The following is a 17,276-nucleotide window of genomic DNA, read 5'->3' on the forward strand; positions in this document are numbered from 1 at the left end:
CATTGAGCCAGAATCCCGTGATGGACAACGCCATCAACAATGCCCCTGATACCGACGGTCCGACCCTGAACCAGCGGTTGCGCAAAGTCGATGCCGCTAAAACACGCCGCTCACTGTGGCTTATCGCCCCGTTACTGGCTTTTGTGGTGGTCTGCTTTTTATTCCCGATTGGTTCGATTCTGATTAAGAGCGTGCAAAACCCGGAACTGACCAGCACGCTACCGAACAGCGTGGCGGCGCTGCAAAAATGGGACGGCGTCAGCCTGCCTGACGAAGCGCTGTTCGCCACCCTCGGCAACGAACTGGTCGCGGCGCGCGAGCGCGGGCAGATTGCGGCGGTCGCCAAACGCATGAGTTATGAAGACAGCCGCTTTCGCCGCCTGATTGTCACCACCCCGCGTAAAATGCCCAAAGATGGCGCGCCGGTAAAAGAGACATTAATCGCCGCCCTGCCCGACTGGGGCAAGATCAGCACCTGGCAGGCGCTGCAACGTGCTTCGGCCAGCGTGACGCCCTACTATTTATTGTCGGTATTTGATCGCAAGGTCGATGTCGACAGCGGCAAAATCGAAAAGCTGCCCGCCGATCAGGCGCTGTACTTTAATGTGCTGCTGCGCACCTTATGGATGGCGACCGTGGTGACGCTGTTTTGCGTGGCGCTCGGTTATCCGCTGGCGTACTGGTTAGCGAAGCAGCCGGTGGGCCGCGCCAATCTGCTAATGATTATGGTGCTGCTGCCGTTCTGGACCTCACTGATTGTGCGTACCGCCAGCTGGATCGTACTGTTACAGTCCGGCGGCCTGATCAACAGTTCGTTACAGTGGCTGGGGATTATCGACCATCCGCTGGCGCTGGTGTTTAACCGTGTTGGCGTTTATATCTCAATGACCCATATTCTGCTGCCGTTTATCGTGCTGCCGCTGTATGCGGTGATGAAAGGCATCTCGCCAAACTATGTGCGCGCAGCGGTCTCCCTTGGCGCGCATCCGTTTAGCGCCTTCTGGCGGGTCTATGTGCCGCAGACTTACGCGGGCGTCACTGCCGGGGCGCTGCTGGTATTTATGATGGCGATTGGCTATTACGTCACCCCGGCGCTGCTTGGCGGACCGGAAGATCAGATGGTCAGCTACTTTGTCGCCTTCTTTACCAATACCACCATGAACTGGGGTATGGCCGCCGCACTGGGCACGCAGCTGCTGATTATCGTTATCCTGCTGTATATCGTCTATATCCGCGTCACCCGAACCTCTGCGGAAGCAGCGCGTCATTAATCACGGAGAAGCGTAATGAAACAACATGGCTCGCAACTGTTACGCCTGTGGAAATATGCCTTTAATTTCTATGGCGCGGCAATTCTGCTTTTTCTTATCATACCGATTCTGGTGATCGTACCGCTGTCGTTTAATGCCGGTTCCTTTCTCAGCTATCCGTTAAGCGGCTTCTCCCTGCGCTGGTACCAGACCTTTTTCCACTCGCAGGAGTGGCTGGGCGCGCTGGGTAACAGTCTGTTAATCGCCCCGCTCGCCACCCTGCTGGCCACCGTACTCGGGGTGCTGGCGTCGATGGGGCTGGTGCGCGGCGAATTCCGCGGTAAAGGGCTGGTGATGGCGATAATTATTTCGCCGATGGTTGCGCCAGTGGTGATTATCGCCGTCGGTATGTTCTTCTTCTTTGCCCGTCTGTCACTGCTGAACAGCTATGCCGGTCTGGTGCTGGCCCATGCGCTGATTGGCGTGCCGTTTGTGGTGATCACCGTTACTGCGGTGCTGAAAAACTACGACACCAATCTGTCACGCGCCGCCGCAAACCTCGGTGCCAGTCCGCTGCTGGTGTTTCGTAAAATCACCCTGCCGCTGATTGCGCCAGGCGTATTTTCCGGCGCGCTGTTCGCTTTTGCCGCATCCTTTGATGAAGTGGTGGTGACGCTGTTTCTCGCCAGTCCGCGCCAGCGTACACTGCCGATTCAGATGTTCGCCGGTATCCGCGAAAACCTCGATCCAACCATCGCCGCCGCGGCCAGTCTGATGATTGGCGCATCGCTGATACTGTTAATCGTGATGGAAGTTCTTCGCCGCCGCAGCGAACGCCTGCGCAGCTAATCACAATGGAGGTTCAGTTATGCAGCAGCAGAAAAAGACCCTGCTTCTTACCGGCGCCAGTCGTGGCATCGGGCATGCTACGGTAAAACATTTTCACGCCGCTGGCTGGAAAATCTATACCGCGTCACGGCAGAGCTGGGTGGAGGAGTGTCCGTGGGCTGAAGGTTTGCTGAACCATATCCATCTTGATCTGGAAGATATCGATCAGATCCACAGCAGCCTGCCGATGATTAAAAGCCTGCTTGGCGGACGGCTGGATGCGCTGGTCAATAACGCCGGGATCTCGCCAAAAAATGCCGCAGGTGGACGCCTCGGCATTCGCGACACCGATTACGCCAGCTGGATGAAGGTGTTTAACGTTAATCTGTTCTCGTCGGCGATCCTCGCCAGCGGCCTGTTTGATGAACTGAAAGCCTGCCAGGGCAACATTATTAACGTTACCTCGATCGCGGGCAGTAAAGTGCATCCGTTTGCCAGCGCCGCCTATGCCAGTTCCAAAGCCGCGCTCTCTGCCCTGACCCGTGAAATGGCGCATGAATTTGGCCCGGCGGGCATTCGTGTTAATGCCATTGCGCCGGGCGAGATCGAGACATCAATTCTGTCACCGGGCACCGCCGAGATTGTCGATCGCAGCGTGCCGTTACAGCGTCTGGGAAAACCTGAGGAGGTCGCCTCGCTGGTGTGGTTCCTCTGTACCCAGGGGGCGTCCTATATCAATGGTGCGGAAATTCATGTGAATGGCGGTCAGCACGTTTAAACCGCGCCGTCAGGCAGGCTGCATCTGCAACGCGGCCAGCGCCTGACCGGCGGCAATCACCGGATTAATCACCGGCAATCGGGTATGCGGCGCCACCAGCGCCGCCACATCGGTAGTAGCCATACCGGTACAGGCCAGCGCAATCACTTCGGCGCCATCCGCTTCACAGGCCAGCACCGCCGCGATAATCGCCGCTTTGCCCGCATCAGTATGAATATCATGGGTGCAGTTCACGCCATCCGGCTGATGATACGCCAGCAGTTTAGCGCCCAGCACCTGATGAAATATCGCTGGCGCCTCCGCTTCAATACCAATTGCCCCCACCTTGTTACTGTGCGTCAGCGCCTGCCGACAGCAGGCTTCGCCCGCACCAATCACCGGAATCGTCAGCTGCGCGCGCAACCCGGCGACGGCCGGATCGGCGGCGCAGCTCACCACCAGCGCATCATACTGTTGCTGCTGAAACTGCTGCCCGAGCGCCAGCAGTTTAGGTTCGGCCAGCGCCAGCGTTGCCTGATTATGGATGCCGTCTGGCTGATCCGGCAGACAGCGCGTGGTGAATTGCGCCGTCGGGCAGACAGTGGCGATCAGCGTCTGATGCATATCAAGGAAATGCTGATCGGATGAAGTAACAACACGGATAACGGCGACTTTGGCTGACATAACGAGCGTCTCTGGAAAAAAGTGATGCAGATAACATAACCATTTTCAGCCAGAGGTATAGCGTTTATTTGCTTTCAGCAACAGCATCATCCCGGTCAGGATCTGCCAGACAGTAATCGGATAGACCGCCGCGCGCTCAATCAGGCCGACTGGCAGCCACCCCTGGGGGATCGCCAGCATGCACAGCAAACCCAATATCCCGGCGAGCAGGCTGAGCCAGCTGTAAATCCGCGATTCGCCGCGCCGCAGCAGCCATGCGCCGACACTTATCAGACAAAGATTGCCGCCGCCGATCGCCATAACCGCGCCCGCCTGATGCAGCGTCACACCTTCTGTTGCGCCGCCGCTATGAAACAGTGCAATCATCACGCCGCCGACCGCGTGCAACAGACCGGTAAGCAGCAACAGCGTGCGTCCCCAGCCGCTAAACAGCCCACGCAATAACCAGCAGGCGCTGAAAAACAGGATGCCTTCCAGCGCAAAGCCACTGTTCATCACCGCATACAGCGGGGAGCAGATCTGCGGCCCGCACTGCGGGATCCCCAGATCGCTGATATAGTTCTGGCGGTAGAAATAGCGCGGCTGCTGCCACGCCAGCGCAGTGACGCGTTCCGCCAGTAAATATTGCAGCCCGCCGAGGGTAAAACAGCACGCGCCGATTTTTTGCCATCTGCTTAGCAGGTTCATGGTTACCGGATATCAGTGAGTGTGTGGTAATCCTGGCTGATGTTACTGATATCTGCTGCTTTATTTAACAATACACATCGGCATCCCGGAAACCGGATCGCAGTGGATCTGCGCATCAATCTGAAACACCTGCGCCAGCAGTTCAGGAGTCATCACCTGCTGTGGTGTGCCCTGCGCCACCACTCGCCCCTGCGCCATCATCACCAGATAATCGCAGTAGCGACTGGCCTGATTCAGGTCGTGCAGCACTGCCACCAGGGTTTTGCCCTGCTGATTCTGCTGCCGCAGCAGCGCCATTAACTCCACCTGATGGTTGATATCCAGATACGTGGTGGGTTCATCGAGCAGCAGCAGCGGCGTATCCTGCGCCAGCACCATCGCCAGCCAGACCCGCTGGCGCTGGCCCCCGGAGAGTTCACTGACCAGCTTATCGCCCAGCGCGTCGGTCTGCGTAGCCGCCATCGCCTGATCAACCAGCACGCGGTCCTGCTGTGTCAGTCGTCCCCACAGATTGAGCCACGGACTGCGGCCATAGCCTACCAGTTCACGCACGCGGATCCCTTCCGGCGCAATATGTTGCTGCGGCAACAGAGCCAGCTGGCGCGCCAGCTGACGGCCAGAGAGCGTCGCAATATTGTGTTCGCCCAGTCGCAGTTCACCAGAAACTGGCGTCAGCAGACGGGAAAAACACTTCAGCAGAGTCGACTTACCGCAGCCGTTGGGGCCAATCAGCGCGGTAATTTTGCCGGCCGGCACCGTCAGTGACAGCCCGTTAAGAATGGTTTTATTGCCATAACCGGCGTACAGGTTCTCGCTGGAAAGTTGCATCATTAACGGGTTCTCATCAGTAGCCAGAAGAAATAAGGCGCGCCAGTTACGGCTGTTAATACACCTGCGGGCAGCTCCAGTGGCGGATGCAGGGTACGCGCCAGCAAATCGGCCAGCAATAAAATCAGTGCGCCGACCAGCATGGAGGCCGGGATAAGCCGCCGGTGACGACCGCCCACCAGCTTGCGCGTCAGATGCGGCGCGACTAAGCCGATAAAGCCAATCGGCCCACAGCAGGCGACGCCCGTTGCCGCCAGCGCCACGGCCAGCAGCAGCACCAGTAACTGCACCCGGCGCAGCGGTATGCCCAGCGTGGCGGCGCTTTCATCCCCCAGCGCCATCACATCCAGGTCGCGACAAAACCACAGGCTAAGCGGTAGCAACAACAGCAAGGGCGGCACGATCAGCCAGACAAAATTCCAGCCGCGCCCCCACAGGCTGCCGGTCAGCCACAGCATGGCGTTATTGATCTCCAGCGGATGCGCCAGCATCAGATAGTCACTGAGGCTGGCGTACAGCGCGGTTAACGCCACGCCCATCAGCGCCAGTCGCAGCGGCGCACTGTTGCCGCACAGCAGACGCAGCAGCAAAAAGGCCAGCCCGCCACCAATAAACGCCAGCAGCGGCAGCCACAATACCGACAGCGCCGGAAACAGCAGCAGCGCGCTGACCGCCGCCAGCCCGGCAGCGTGATTAACGCCAAGAATATCCGGCGAGGCCAGCGGATTGCGGATCACCCCCTGCACCAGCACCCCGGACAGCGCCAGCGCCGCGCCCACCAGCATCGCCAGCAACGCACGCGGCAAACGGTAGTTAAACAGCGCAAAATGGTGCTGGTCGCCGGGCGTCAGCGCCAGCTGCATCTGTTGCAGACTCAGTGTCTGGGTGCCATAGCGCAGCGACAGCCACAGGGTGATCAACAGCAGCGCCAGCAGCAGCATAAAACGCTTCATGCACGCCTCCGTACCAGCCAGACAAAGAACGGCGCGCCAATTAACGCCAGCACCGCACCGGCCGGTAGCTCTCCCGGCCAGGCGAGAAAGCGCGCCAGCAAATCGGCCAGCAGCATAAGTGACGCGCCAAACAGCATGCTGATCGGCAGCATCCGGCGCAGATCGTAACCGATCCAGCCACGCGCCATATGCGGCACCAGCAGGCCAATAAATGCCGGCGGCCCGGCGACGCTGACGCAGGCGCCCACCAGCAGCAACACCAGCAGATTAATCATCAGGCGCATACGCGGCAGATTGACGCCCAGTGTATGGGCGCTCTCATCGCTGACCTGTAACAGATTCAGACGGCTGGCGAGCAGCATGCAGATCGGCGCAATAATCAGGGTGAAGGGAAACAGCTGCCAGAACGCAGGCCAGCGTGCATGGGCCACGCCACCGGCCAGCCAGTTGAGAATGCCGTACGCGTGATCTTCCGACAGAATCAGCGTGGCTTTGGTCAGCGCCGCACAGAGCGCGGAAACCGCCACCCCGGCGAGGATCAGACGACTGCGGTCTCCCGCCTGCTGCCAGCCACCGCCAAGCAGCATCACCGCTCCCCAGCTGAGGCCGCCACCCACCGCCGCCACCAGCGCAATGCTGTAACCGGAAAACAGCTGCGGACTGAAGGCGCTGACCAGCACCATCGCCAGCGACGCGCCGGCATTGATGCCAAACAGCGAAGGTGAAGCCAGCGGATTGCGCGTCAGCGTTTGCAGCAGACTGCCAGCCAGCGCCAGACTGGCGCCCAGCAGCAGCGCCACCAGACTGCGCGGCAGGCGTAAATTAAGCACCAGCGCCTGCGCCAGTGTCGGCGGTTGCCCGGGCAGCAACGCGCGCAGCGCCTCCAGCGCGCCAATCGGCACCGCCGAACGGCAGAAGAGGGTTAACCAGAAACTGATCGCCAGCACCAGCAAAGGCAGCGCCCAGCGCACTGCCGTTAAGCGACGTTTATCCGCGCTCATGGCGTCGCAGTCAGCGCCTGTTTATGCAGAATAGCCACCAGATCGGCAGCAATTTTCTCCGCCGCCACCAGACCACGCATCCGCGCCCAGGTATTGCTGTCGACTTCAGCCACCTGATGTTGCTGCGCCGCTTTCATCACCTGCCACAGCGGATCCTGCTGCCACTGGCGCACAATACTTTCCTGACGATAATGGGCGACAATCAGCCAGTCCGGGTTGATCGCCAGCAGCTGCTCCAGACTGATGCTGGCTAAAGCCTGCTGATTCACCGGCGCAGGAATATCCATCCCCAGCGCGGTCAGCACGCTGCCGGTATAAGAGTCACGTGTATGCAGATTAAACTGCTGCTCGCGTGACGTGCCAAATACCAGCTTAGTACCGGACGGCAGCTGGCGGGCAAAGGCCTGCATCCGCTGATGATGTTCCGCCAGTCGCTGCTGCATTTCGCTATCTTTGCCCAGAACTTTGCCGATAATCGCCGCCGATTGCAGATTTTCGTTATACGTTTCGTTACGTGATTTCAGCAGCAGCGTTGGCGCGATACTTTTCAGCGCGGCATAAATCCCGCTATGGCGGCTGCTGTCGGCAATAATCAGATCCGGCTTCAGCGCGGCAATCGCTTCCAGGCTTGGCTGTGAACGGCTGCCGACCGATTGCCATGGCGCAATACGCTGGCGCACTTCCGGCAGAATGCGCGCGATATCATTATCATCAGCTACCCCCAGCGGGCTGACATTAATCGCCGCCAGCGCATCGACAAATGAGAGCTCCAGCACCACCACCCGTTGCGGTGTACTGTTGATGGTAAAGCTGCCCTGCTGGTCCTGTACCGTGACGGCTTGCGCAAAACCACTGACCAGCACGCTGAACAGCACTGCAAAGCGAATAAACAACGACATATAAACTCCTGGCGTTAAGCAAAAAAAAGCGGGCAGCGGAGGCTGCCCGTTACGGCTGTCAGAACTTCAGGGAGCCCTGCATATACAGGGTGCGCGGCTGACCGGCATAAATGCCTTTGTTGTTGTCGTCATAAGCGCGGGTGAAGTAGTGCTGATCAAAGATATTTTTTACCCCGACCGCCAGATTGAGATTGGCCATTTGCGGACCAAAGTTGTAGTTAGCGCGTGCGCCCCACAGCATAAAGCCCGGGATACGCCCGGTGCTGCCATCGGCGCTCTCTTCCACCGTATTCTGATTGTCCGCATACTGGCTGGACTGATATTCGCTATTCAGGTTAAAGGTCCAGCTGCCCGGGGTGTAATCAACACCAAGGGTGCCTTTATGTTTCGGCGAGAACGGCACCTGCTTGCCGTAAGTGTCGCCATCTTCGCGGATCACCGCATTGACGTAGGCATAACTGGCGTAAGCGGAGAAGTCATCCAGCGCTGGCGAGAGTTGCGACAGATCATAACGCAGCTGGCTCTCCAGTCCGCTATGGCGGGTTTTGCCGCGTGAGGTCACGGTATCGTTGGTCTGGTTGGAATCGTACTGATTATTAAAGTTAATCAGGAACAGACCGACTTCCGCCTGAATATCGCCGTTATCAAAGCGGGTGCCCAGCTCCCAGGTGCGCGCTTTTTCCGGCTCCACGCTGCCGCTGTTTACCGCTTTACCAATCTGGCTGTACTGCACGGTGCCAAAAGAGCCTTCGGTATTGGCATACAGATTCCAGGACTCATTCAGATGGTAAACCACATTCAGCGCAGGCAACGGCGCATTATAGCTGATCTCCTGCTTGCCGCCTTTGTAGTAATCATTCTGATACGACTGAATATGCTCATAGCGCATCCCCGGCGTTACGGTCCAGTTGCCGATATCGACGCGGTCATCGATATACCAGGCGTGAGCCTGGGTGCCGGACTGAGTGTCACGGTCGTACGGGCTGCTGCTGGTTGGCAACACGCCGCTGCTGGCCAGACTGGTGTAGCGCACTTCATGGGTCGACTCGCTGACATAGCGATAACCGACGCCCACTTCATGGGCGGAAGAACCCCAGTTAAAGCTCTGGCTGTAGCGCGGCTCAATACCGCGCACCCAGTATTCACGCGGCGACAGGGTAAGATTTTTACCCTGGTCAAGGTAGCCGCTGCGCAGGGTATTGGTGTAGAAGCCGAGGATATTAAACTTATGCTGCTGATCAGGCTGGAACTGATAGCCCAGACTGGCTAACTGGCGACGTCCCCAGAATTCATCGTAAGGACGGGTGGACTGAAAACGGTCGGCGTTATAATCGGCGCGCGACAGGCCGCCCGGCATCTGCGCCCGGCCTTCGTAATACTGCAACAGGCTGGTAAAAGTATGCACCTCATTCGGCGCATAACGGGTTTTCAGCATCACATCATCAATTTTGGTGGAGCTGTGTTCGCGCCAGTCACTGCCACGGGTGCCAGAATAGAGTAACGCCGCACCGAAGCCATTGTCCGCCGTGCCGCCGACCATCAGATTGCTGGTGCCTTTCGGGTCATTCTGGCTGGAGGTCGGGGTTAACATCCCTTCAATCCCCGCCGCAATACCAAAATCTTTCGGGATTGCACGGGTAACAAAGTTGACCACCCCACCGACACTTTGCGGTCCGTAACGCACCGCACCGCCGCCACGCACCACATCAACCGCATCCATATTACCCAGCGACACTGGCGCCAGCGAAAGCTGCGGCTGGCCGTAAGGGGCAAACGGCACCGGAATACCGTCCATCAGGACGGTGGAACGGCTGGCAAGACGGGGATTGAGGCCGCGAATACCAAAGTTCATCGCCATATCATGGCTGCCGGTGCCGTTGTTTTCCGGCGCGTTCACCCCCGGAATACGGTTCAGCGCTTCACGCACGGTGGTGGCGCCGGTTTTGGCAAAATCTGCGCGCCGCAATACATCACGCGCGCCCGCATGTTCAAACACATCGTTTTCACGCGCGTCAGCCAGCCAGTCGCCGACCACGGTTAAGGTTTCCGTCACCGGAACCGCAGCCGCCTGCGGCGTCAGGGTATACGCGTTATCGCCCAGCGTTTTCACCTGTAAACCGCTGCCGCTTAGCAGGGTATTCAGCCCTTCTGCTGGCGTATAGTTGCCCTGCAAACCACGACTCTGTTTGCCGCGCGTCAGCGAAGCATCCACTGACAGCGTCAGACCCGCCTGCGCCGCAAACTGATTAAGCGCCTGATCCAGATTACCGGGCGCGATCTGATAGCTGGCCTGCTGACTGGCGGCGATCGCCATCACCGGCGTCAGTAACGCCGCCGGGATCAGCGCGCAGTGAATCGCAATGGCCAGAGGAGTTGTTTTGCTGAAGGCGCGCAGCGTGCGTGCATAAGAACTGGACATACCGTCTCCAAAAGTAAGTTATTTTTTTGCTGTATTACTCAGGAGTCGGATGAGAAATCAAAAGGGACAATTGCGAATGCGATTTTTTATCATTTTTATTTAGCCTGGTGCTTTACGCGGCAACCACTTTTACCCAATAGCGCGTTATCGTCTGCACTTTAACCGGCAATGTCTGCGCCAGCAGCGTCAGAATACGGTCGGTATCACGCAGCGGGAAGGTGCCGCTGATACGCAGATCCGCTACCGCCGCATCACAACTCAGATGCCCGTGCCGGTAACGGCTAATTTCTTCAATGACCTCGGACAGCCGCCAGTCGCTGACGCTCAGTAATCCCCTGGTCCAGCTGCCGCTGCCCGCCGCTAACGGCAGCAGCGGACCCGCCTCGCTGGCGCTAAAGCGCAGTTGCTGCCCGGCGCTGACCTTAATCGTCGTCTCTGGTTGCGCCTGTAACCGGACCTCCACCGCATGCTGCATCACCGACAGCAGCGTGCTGTCACCGCTTTCGCGTACCACAAATTCGGTACCCAGCGCACGCAACATGCCCTGTGCGGTCTGCACAAGGAAAGGTCGTGGTTGCGGTTGCGCATCGGCGGCAGTGGTAATGCTGATTTCACCCTGATGCAGAAAAATCAGGCGCTGCTGTGCGCTGAAGCGGATATCGGCGGCGCTGTTGGTATTCAGCGCCAGCTGAGAACCGTCGCTCAGGCGCAGGCTTTTGATTTCGCCGGTGGCGGTGCGACTGTCGGCACGCAAGCCCTGGCCGACCGGTGACTGCCATAACTGCCAGCTGCCGCCAACGCCCAGCAGCAGACAGAGACTTTTCAGCACCCGCCGACGGCTGACCGCCGAGTGCTGACGCGCATGCTCCAGCGTCTGGTAGCTGAAGCTGCCAGGCATACTGTGCAGCTGTCCCTGCAACGACTCCACCCGCTGCCACGCCCAGCGATGATCTTCATGCTGCTGATACCAGAGCTGCCACTTCTGCGTCTGTTGCGGCGATACCTCGCCCGCACAGAGTGTGGCAAACCACTGCGCCGCCATTTTCAGCGCCAGACGTTGATGATCGCTAAGCGGTGTGGCGCTCACGACTGTTCCAGCGTGAATAACAGGCAGTGCTCGGTGGCTTTCGCCATATATTTTTTTACCGAACTCACCGATACCTGCAAACGTGCGGCAATCTGCGGATAGGTCTGCCCTTCCAGCTGCGACAACAGAAAGGCCTGCCGCACTTTCGCGCCGAGACCATCCAGCATCGCGTCAATCTGTTGCAGGGTTTCCAGCAGGCAGTGACGCTGTTCGGGAGAAGGGACATGCTCTTCCGGCAACAGCGCCAGCATCTCGAGCCAGGCGCGTTCAAGGGCATTACGGCGGAAGAAGTCCACCATCACCCGGCGCGCGACGGTACAGAGAAAGGATTTTGGTTCGCGGATCTGCGCGGCGCTGTCGCCCGCCAGAATGCGCATAAAGGTGTCCTGCGCCAGATCGTCCGCATCATGTGCCGATCCCAGCTTAAACTGGAGCCAGTTTTTCAGCCAGCGATGGTGCGAACTGTATAACGTCTCAAAGTGACGAGCGGATGCGGCAGCAAGAGTGGACATATCAAGTTACATAACCAGACCAGAAATTCACAACGGGATGATAGTTGATAATGGTTATCATTACAATATCAGCATCCCCCCCGTCGCCACGCGGGGGAGTAAGGTGCTCAGAACTCAAAGGTTGAGGAGAGCAGCAGCGTTCTTGGCATACCGACCGCCAGCTGACCACTGCCCGCGGCGCTCCAGTAGCGTTTATTGGTCAGGTTATTTACCGTCGCCTGGAAGGTGGCTTTGGTATCGCCAAGTTTAGTGCTGTAGCCAACACCGGCATTATACGTGGTGTAGCTGGCAACCTCGGCCTGATTACGGGCATTCACCGGCCGCGAACCGACATAATAAGCCGCGCCATTGACCGACAGTCCCGGCACCCGCGCAATCTGATGATTAACAAACAGGCTGGCGACTTTATCCGGCGTATTCTCCGGCGTTTTGCCGAGGATACTGGCATTGGTTGAGGAGATCACTTCCGCATCCATCAGCATCAGCGAACCCATCACCGACGTATTGTCAGTCATATCGCCCTGCAAGGAGAACTCGCCGCCGCGATAACGTGCCTGGCCATTAATCGCATAGATATCGTCATCACCGGTGCTGGCCGAAGCCTGTTTCAGCTCAAACCACGCCGCCGACGCATAGAGTTCACCCCAGACGCGGGTGCGAATCCCGATCTCCTTCTGACGGCTGACCACCGCTTTCAGTGACTGACCGGCATTGGCGGCAGTGGACGGCGCCACACCGGCCGACTCCAGACCTTCAACATAGCTGGCATACAGGCTGATATCCGGTGTCGCCTTATACAGCACGCTAAATGCCGGGGTGACGGCGCTGACCTGTTCATCGGCGCTGTCCAGCTGCTTACTGCTGTATTTGCCGTAGCGTACCGCGCCGGTCATCTGCCACTGATCGTTAAGCGTGATCCAGTCCTGCAGGAATACCCCACCGTCACGCACTGTCTGTTCCTTAAAGCTGCGATCTTTCAGGGTGTTTTTGCTGTTAGTCCCGTTGCGGGTCAGCGAGGTAATGGTGGATGGCGAGTAGATATTCTGCGCCGCCAGATACATATAAGTATCGAAACTCGGCTGGTAGAGGCGGTTCTGGCTGGCGCCGATCAGCAGCTCATGGTCAATCGAGGCGGTAGAAAATGTCCCTTTCACTTCGGCGCGCAGATTCTGGTTAAGGTAATCCTGTCCCTTCTGATCCGCGCCATATACGGTGCCGTCGCCGCTGCTGGCGTTATAGTTGTCAAACACCCACAGCCAGCGGTCACGTTTAGTACGTGACTGCCCGGCGGTGAACTTGCCGCTCCAGTCGCTGTTAAACGCATACTCTGCCTGCAACAGATGGGTTTTGGCTTCCGAATGAGTATCCTTGCCCTTCATCGACAGCAGCTTGCTCGGGTCGGGAATATCCGGCATGGTCATCACGCCATTGACCGCCGTCGGCGTGGCAATCGCCGCCTGTTCGGTAATCCGCGCGCGAATATATTCATAATCGTATTTTAACAGCAGGCGATCGTTAACCTGCCAGTCCAGTGCGGCGCTAAACATCCGGCGATTGCCATTGTCGCCGTCAATCGGCGTATGAATATTATTGCTGACCGCGTTAACCCGCACGCCAACACGGTTTTCATCACCAAAGCGATCGGCAAGATCAATATGCGCCAGCGCCGAGCCATTATCATCGGTCGAGAAGGTCACGGTTTTAACCGGCGTCGCGCCAGCGCGTTTCGTCACCATATTCACCACGCCGCCCGGTGCAACAAAACCGTAATAGAGCGCCGACGCGCCTTTCAGCACTTCCATGCGCTCTTTATTTTCCATCGGAATCGGCAGGTTATTATCAAACGGCAGCACGCCATTAAACATATAACTCGAACGGTTATCGAGGTTAATACCGCGCACCGACAGCTGATCGTAAGCGATACCGCTCTGCTGCTGGCGCACCACGCCAGCGACATTGCGTAACGCATCATGCAGTCCGCTGCCCTGCTGGGCTTCGATCACCTGATGTGGCACCACGCTGACGGAAGCCGGAACATCCATCAGATCGCGTCCCTGATAAGTTCCCGCATCGGCATAGCCCGGCACATAGCCGGAAGGCGGGCGGGTATCACGCTCTGCGGTGACCACCATATTCTGCTCGCTGCTGCTGTCGGATTTCGTTTCACTGCTCTCTGCGGCCAGAGAAGTTTTCACCGGCAACGGCAGCAGAATACCGGTAATCAGTAACGCTAAAGTCTTGTCGGTTATTTTATTGAAAATCATATTTCCCCAGAAATACTGCGTAAAAGCGTTCTCACCACAGCCTGTCTGCGTGGAGGTTTTGCACTTATTTAATTGGAATGATTATCATTCAAACACAGCATTCTGTAGTAGTAAACGCTGTGAAATAACCGGAAAGAAAACCTGGAAAATCAGGGGGCACTGTCTGGCAGAAACATAATAAACATCTGTTTTATCTGATAATTAATATTAACCTGCCATTAACGCCGTTTTACTTAAACACACGCATATCAGCCCCTCCGGCAAAGAAATTGACTACTACAACTACATTCCCCATCATGGCGCCACTAAAGATAATGATAATCCTTATCATCATCGCGCGAACGAACATGCAGAGGGTGGAACAGTGAATTCAGATGGCGTGAACCGCATCGTGGGCACGGCGCAGGCAGAGACAATGCTAAAAAATGTGCTGGCGGCCTGCAGCACTCAGCACCCGGACATGGCGTTCGCCAGCGATCTGCGCGGCGAAGCCAGCGCCTTTGCGTTGCTGATTAATGGCCAGGCCAGCATGGCGCTGATCGAGCGTGAGATCACCCCGCCGGAGAGCGTGCCGTACCGCAAGCAGACCGCCACCAGCCCTTTTGCGCTGCGGGTCGCTATCAGCGCGCACGCCACAGCAGGCGTCTATGTCCATCGCAGCAATCCCTTGCCGCAGCTGACCCTTAGTCAGCTGGCGCAGATTTTTACCCAGGGCGCAGCCGCAGGCAACCTTTCCTACTGGGGGCAGCTGGACCTCGATCACCCGTGGCGACAGCAGCCCATCTGTCCGCTCAGTTACGCCGAAGATAGCGCGCTGATGCACTATCTGCAGCAGCACCATTTTGCCGGACGCGAGCTGAGTGCCCACAGTGAGTACTTTGCCGATAACGACGCACTGCTGAAGCGGCTGGCAGAGTGTCCGCAGGCGATTGCCATCGCGCCAGCGGGTGGCGAGAACGCCGCCATACGCCTGCTGCCACTGGCGGCGGATAACGCCACCACGGCGCAGCACCGGCTTAGCGACCACTATCCGCTAACGCGTTATGTTTATCTCTATCTGTCACCCGACGCCGACCCGCGCCTGGCGCAATTTATGCTGTCAGCGCCGGGTCAGCAGATCATTGGCCAGAGCGGCAGCGACTTTTTCGCGCTCAGCGCCAGCGAAGCCGCACATCAACAATCACGCCTGCTGGAGCCACGATGAACCGCGCGCAACAAACTCTGCCGATTGTCGGCAATGATGGGATGGCCTCGCTGGTCGCGCCATGGTGTGAACTGTTCCGTCAGCAGCAGCCACAAATTAAGTTCAACTGCACGCTGGAGGGATCGTCCACCGCGATTATGGCGCTGGCCGCCGACGCCAGCTGGCTGGCGCCAATGTCGCGCGCCCCCTGGCCACACGAGCTGGCGGCATTCTCTGCGCTAAAAGGTTATCTGCCCACCGCAGTGCATGTGGGTTATACCGGTCACGGGCCGCGTCCGGGAGCCAAAAGCCCGCCGGCGATCTATGTGCATCGCGAAAATCCGTTAGCGGGCGTGACAATGTCTCAGCTGGCGGCGATCTTCTCGGTTGCCGCGCCAGCAGGCGACATCACCCACTGGCAGCAGCTGAACGCTGACGGCAAATGGCAGGCGCGCCGCATTCATCTGTATGGCCTGCGTGATAACGGTAAATACGCCACCGCGTTTCGCCATGCGCATCTCGCTTCACGTCACTATCCCGGCCACTATGAAGCGCTGGCCGATCGCCAGGCGGTGATTGAAGCGGTGGCGCAGGACCCCTTTGGCATCGCCGCTCTCGGCTGGTGTAATGCGGCGCTGTTTTCGACTGAGGTGCGGATGCTGGCGCTGGCCAGCGACGCGCAGCCTGCGCAGTTTTACTCACCGCAGCTGTCGGATGTGGCGCAGGGGAACTATCCGCTCTCCAGCTATGTTTCGCTGTATATCGATCTGGCGCCAGGCGCTAAACTGGATGCGCTGCGCAAGGCGTGGCTGCTGTCCGCGCTGTCGTCCGACGGCCAGGCCGTGGTCGCTGCCCAGACTCACAGCGCGGAAGGCTATGTTCCGCTGGAGAAACGTGCGCTGGACGCACAACGTGAAGCCGTGACGCGACTGTAGCGCCCGTCAGGCATCCGCATTAACAGGTTAAAATGTGACCACCAACAATAAAAAAAAGCGCGCACCACAGGATCTGTTTGGTGAACGCTTCCGCCAGCGCAAACATCTGCTGTCGCCGCGTCTGCACAGCGTGGCGCTGTATATTCATAAACATCGCGGCGCGATCCTCGATAAAACCGCGCTGGAAATCGCCGAGGAAACCCATACTTCCGACGCCACAGTGGTGCGTGCCATTCAGGCGCTGGGCTTCTCCGGGCTGCGCGATCTGAAAAATGTCCTTGCAGGCTATCTCGGCGAGACGCTCTCCTCTGCCGCGCGTATGGCCTCAACGGTCAACGCGCTGACGCCTGATACTAACTCCAGTATCGACTTTGTGCTGGAGGGTTACCGGTTTGCCTGTCAGGTACTGGCGGAAGAGAAAAACCGTCTGGCGCTGTCACGCGCCACCAGCCTGCTGCAGCGTGCGGCCCGGGTGGCGGTGTTTGGATTGGGTGCATCGGGAGTACTGGCGGAATATACCGCGCGGCTGTTTAACCGTAACGGCACCCGCGCGTATGTGCTGAACCGCACCGGGGTTTCGTTAACCGAACAGCTGATCGCCATGGCGCCGGGCGACGTCTTAATTATGATGGCGCAACGCAGCGCCCACCGTGAAGGGGTGACCACCCTGAGCGAAGCGCGGCGACTTGGCATTCCCACCATTTTACTGACCGGCTCCAGCGACTCGCTGTTTATCAAAGAGGCCGACACGGTTATTTTTATCCCGCGTGGGGTGGAAGCGGAGAAGATCCCGATTCATGGCGCGCCACTTATTTGTCTGGAAATTCTGGTGCTGGCGCTGGCCGCCTCCGCGCCTCAGCTGCCGTTGCAGACCATGAACCGGCTGTATGAACTGAATAACTCGATGGCGAAAGCGAAAAAGCCACTACGTTAGCGCGCTTTGCTGCCGGCACTTTTACCGGGCACAAAAAGGCCCGGTACTTTAAGTG

General features: G+C 58.2%; 16 protein-coding genes. 6 read left to right on the plus strand and 10 right to left on the minus strand.

Going from position 1 to position 17,276, the window contains the following annotated elements:
• The first annotated feature begins 20 nt into the window (after positions 1–20).
• Genes J2125_RS02310 through J2125_RS02320 form a run of 3 tightly spaced genes read left to right on the plus strand, consistent with a single transcriptional unit; the run spans position 21 to position 2,856 of the window.
• Entirely contained in the window at positions 21–1,271 is a 1,251-nt protein-coding gene (locus J2125_RS02310) for an ABC transporter permease (RefSeq protein WP_017802692.1), read from the plus strand.
• Positions 1,272–1,286: 15 nt separating this feature from the next.
• Positions 1,287–2,099 carry an ABC transporter permease gene (locus tag J2125_RS02315; RefSeq protein WP_017802693.1) on the plus strand — a complete coding sequence of 271 codons (813 nt, stop codon included), beginning with the start codon at positions 1,287–1,289 and terminating at the stop codon, positions 2,097–2,099.
• Between the two features lie 19 nt (positions 2,100–2,118).
• Positions 2,119–2,856 carry an SDR family NAD(P)-dependent oxidoreductase gene (locus tag J2125_RS02320; RefSeq protein WP_017802694.1) on the plus strand — a complete coding sequence of 246 codons (738 nt, stop codon included), beginning with the start codon at positions 2,119–2,121 and terminating at the stop codon, positions 2,854–2,856.
• Between the two features lie 9 nt (positions 2,857–2,865).
• On the opposite strand, the gene J2125_RS02325 is transcribed toward J2125_RS02320, so the two are convergent.
• From J2125_RS02325 to J2125_RS02370, 10 genes are all read right to left on the minus strand, one after another.
• Positions 2,866–3,519: an aspartate/glutamate racemase family protein gene (locus J2125_RS02325; RefSeq protein ID WP_017802695.1), complete on the minus strand. Its 654-nt coding sequence runs from the start codon at positions 3,517–3,519 to the stop codon at positions 2,866–2,868.
• A 45-nt stretch (positions 3,520–3,564) separates the two neighbouring features.
• Positions 3,565–4,206 (minus strand): DUF998 domain-containing protein, encoded by a 642-nt coding sequence (locus tag J2125_RS02330; RefSeq protein WP_017802696.1) that lies wholly within the window; start codon positions 4,204–4,206, stop codon positions 3,565–3,567.
• Between the two features lie 60 nt (positions 4,207–4,266).
• Complete coding sequence (fecE, locus tag J2125_RS02335; protein ID WP_026111923.1) at positions 4,267–5,034, minus strand: Fe(3+) dicitrate ABC transporter ATP-binding protein FecE; 768 nt, start codon at positions 5,032–5,034, stop codon at positions 4,267–4,269.
• Positions 5,035–5,036: 2 nt separating this feature from the next.
• Positions 5,037–5,987, minus strand: coding sequence for a Fe(3+) dicitrate ABC transporter permease subunit FecD (fecD, locus tag J2125_RS02340; protein WP_209499458.1), 951 nt, complete (start codon positions 5,985–5,987; stop codon positions 5,037–5,039).
• Positions 5,984–6,988 carry an iron-dicitrate ABC transporter permease FecC gene (gene fecC, locus J2125_RS02345; RefSeq protein WP_209499459.1) on the minus strand — a complete coding sequence of 335 codons (1,005 nt, stop codon included), beginning with the start codon at positions 6,986–6,988 and terminating at the stop codon, positions 5,984–5,986. The genes fecD and fecC overlap by 4 nt, the downstream gene beginning before the upstream one ends.
• A complete protein-coding gene (locus J2125_RS02350; RefSeq protein WP_017802700.1) occupies positions 6,985–7,887 on the minus strand; it encodes a Fe(3+) dicitrate ABC transporter substrate-binding protein FecB in 903 nt (300 codons plus the stop codon). Before J2125_RS02350 ends, fecC begins: the two co-directional genes overlap by 4 nt.
• 58 nt (positions 7,888–7,945) lie before the next feature.
• Positions 7,946–10,306 (minus strand): TonB-dependent Fe(3+) dicitrate receptor FecA, encoded by a 2,361-nt coding sequence (fecA, locus tag J2125_RS02355; RefSeq protein WP_017802701.1) that lies wholly within the window; start codon positions 10,304–10,306, stop codon positions 7,946–7,948.
• Between the two features lie 112 nt (positions 10,307–10,418).
• Positions 10,419–11,393, minus strand: coding sequence for a ferric citrate uptake sigma factor regulator FecR (gene fecR, locus J2125_RS02360; protein WP_017802702.1), 975 nt, complete (start codon positions 11,391–11,393; stop codon positions 10,419–10,421).
• Complete coding sequence (gene fecI, locus J2125_RS02365; protein WP_017802703.1) at positions 11,390–11,905, minus strand: ferric citrate uptake sigma factor FecI; 516 nt, start codon at positions 11,903–11,905, stop codon at positions 11,390–11,392. The genes fecR and fecI overlap by 4 nt, the downstream gene beginning before the upstream one ends.
• A gap of 107 nt (positions 11,906–12,012) precedes the next feature.
• Entirely contained in the window at positions 12,013–14,169 is a 2,157-nt protein-coding gene (locus J2125_RS02370; RefSeq protein WP_017802704.1) for a TonB-dependent siderophore receptor, read from the minus strand.
• A gap of 391 nt (positions 14,170–14,560) precedes the next feature.
• On the opposite strand from J2125_RS02370, the gene J2125_RS02375 reads away from it, so the two are divergent.
• Genes J2125_RS02375 through J2125_RS02385 form a run of 3 tightly spaced genes read left to right on the plus strand, consistent with a single transcriptional unit; the run spans position 14,561 to position 17,221 of the window.
• Positions 14,561–15,373 (plus strand): substrate-binding domain-containing protein, encoded by an 813-nt coding sequence (locus J2125_RS02375; RefSeq protein WP_338063271.1) that lies wholly within the window; start codon positions 14,561–14,563, stop codon positions 15,371–15,373.
• Complete coding sequence (locus J2125_RS02380) at positions 15,370–16,287, plus strand: PstS family phosphate ABC transporter substrate-binding protein (protein ID WP_017802707.1); 918 nt, start codon at positions 15,370–15,372, stop codon at positions 16,285–16,287. The genes J2125_RS02375 and J2125_RS02380 overlap by 4 nt, the downstream gene beginning before the upstream one ends.
• A 34-nt stretch (positions 16,288–16,321) precedes the next feature.
• Positions 16,322–17,221 (plus strand): MurR/RpiR family transcriptional regulator, encoded by a 900-nt coding sequence (locus J2125_RS02385; RefSeq protein ID WP_017802708.1) that lies wholly within the window; start codon positions 16,322–16,324, stop codon positions 17,219–17,221.
• Positions 17,222–17,276: the final 55 nt, after the last annotated feature.

It is taken from the genome of Winslowiella toletana (assembly GCF_017875465.1).
GTDB classification, from domain to species: Bacteria; Pseudomonadota; Gammaproteobacteria; order Enterobacterales; family Enterobacteriaceae; genus Erwinia; species Erwinia toletana.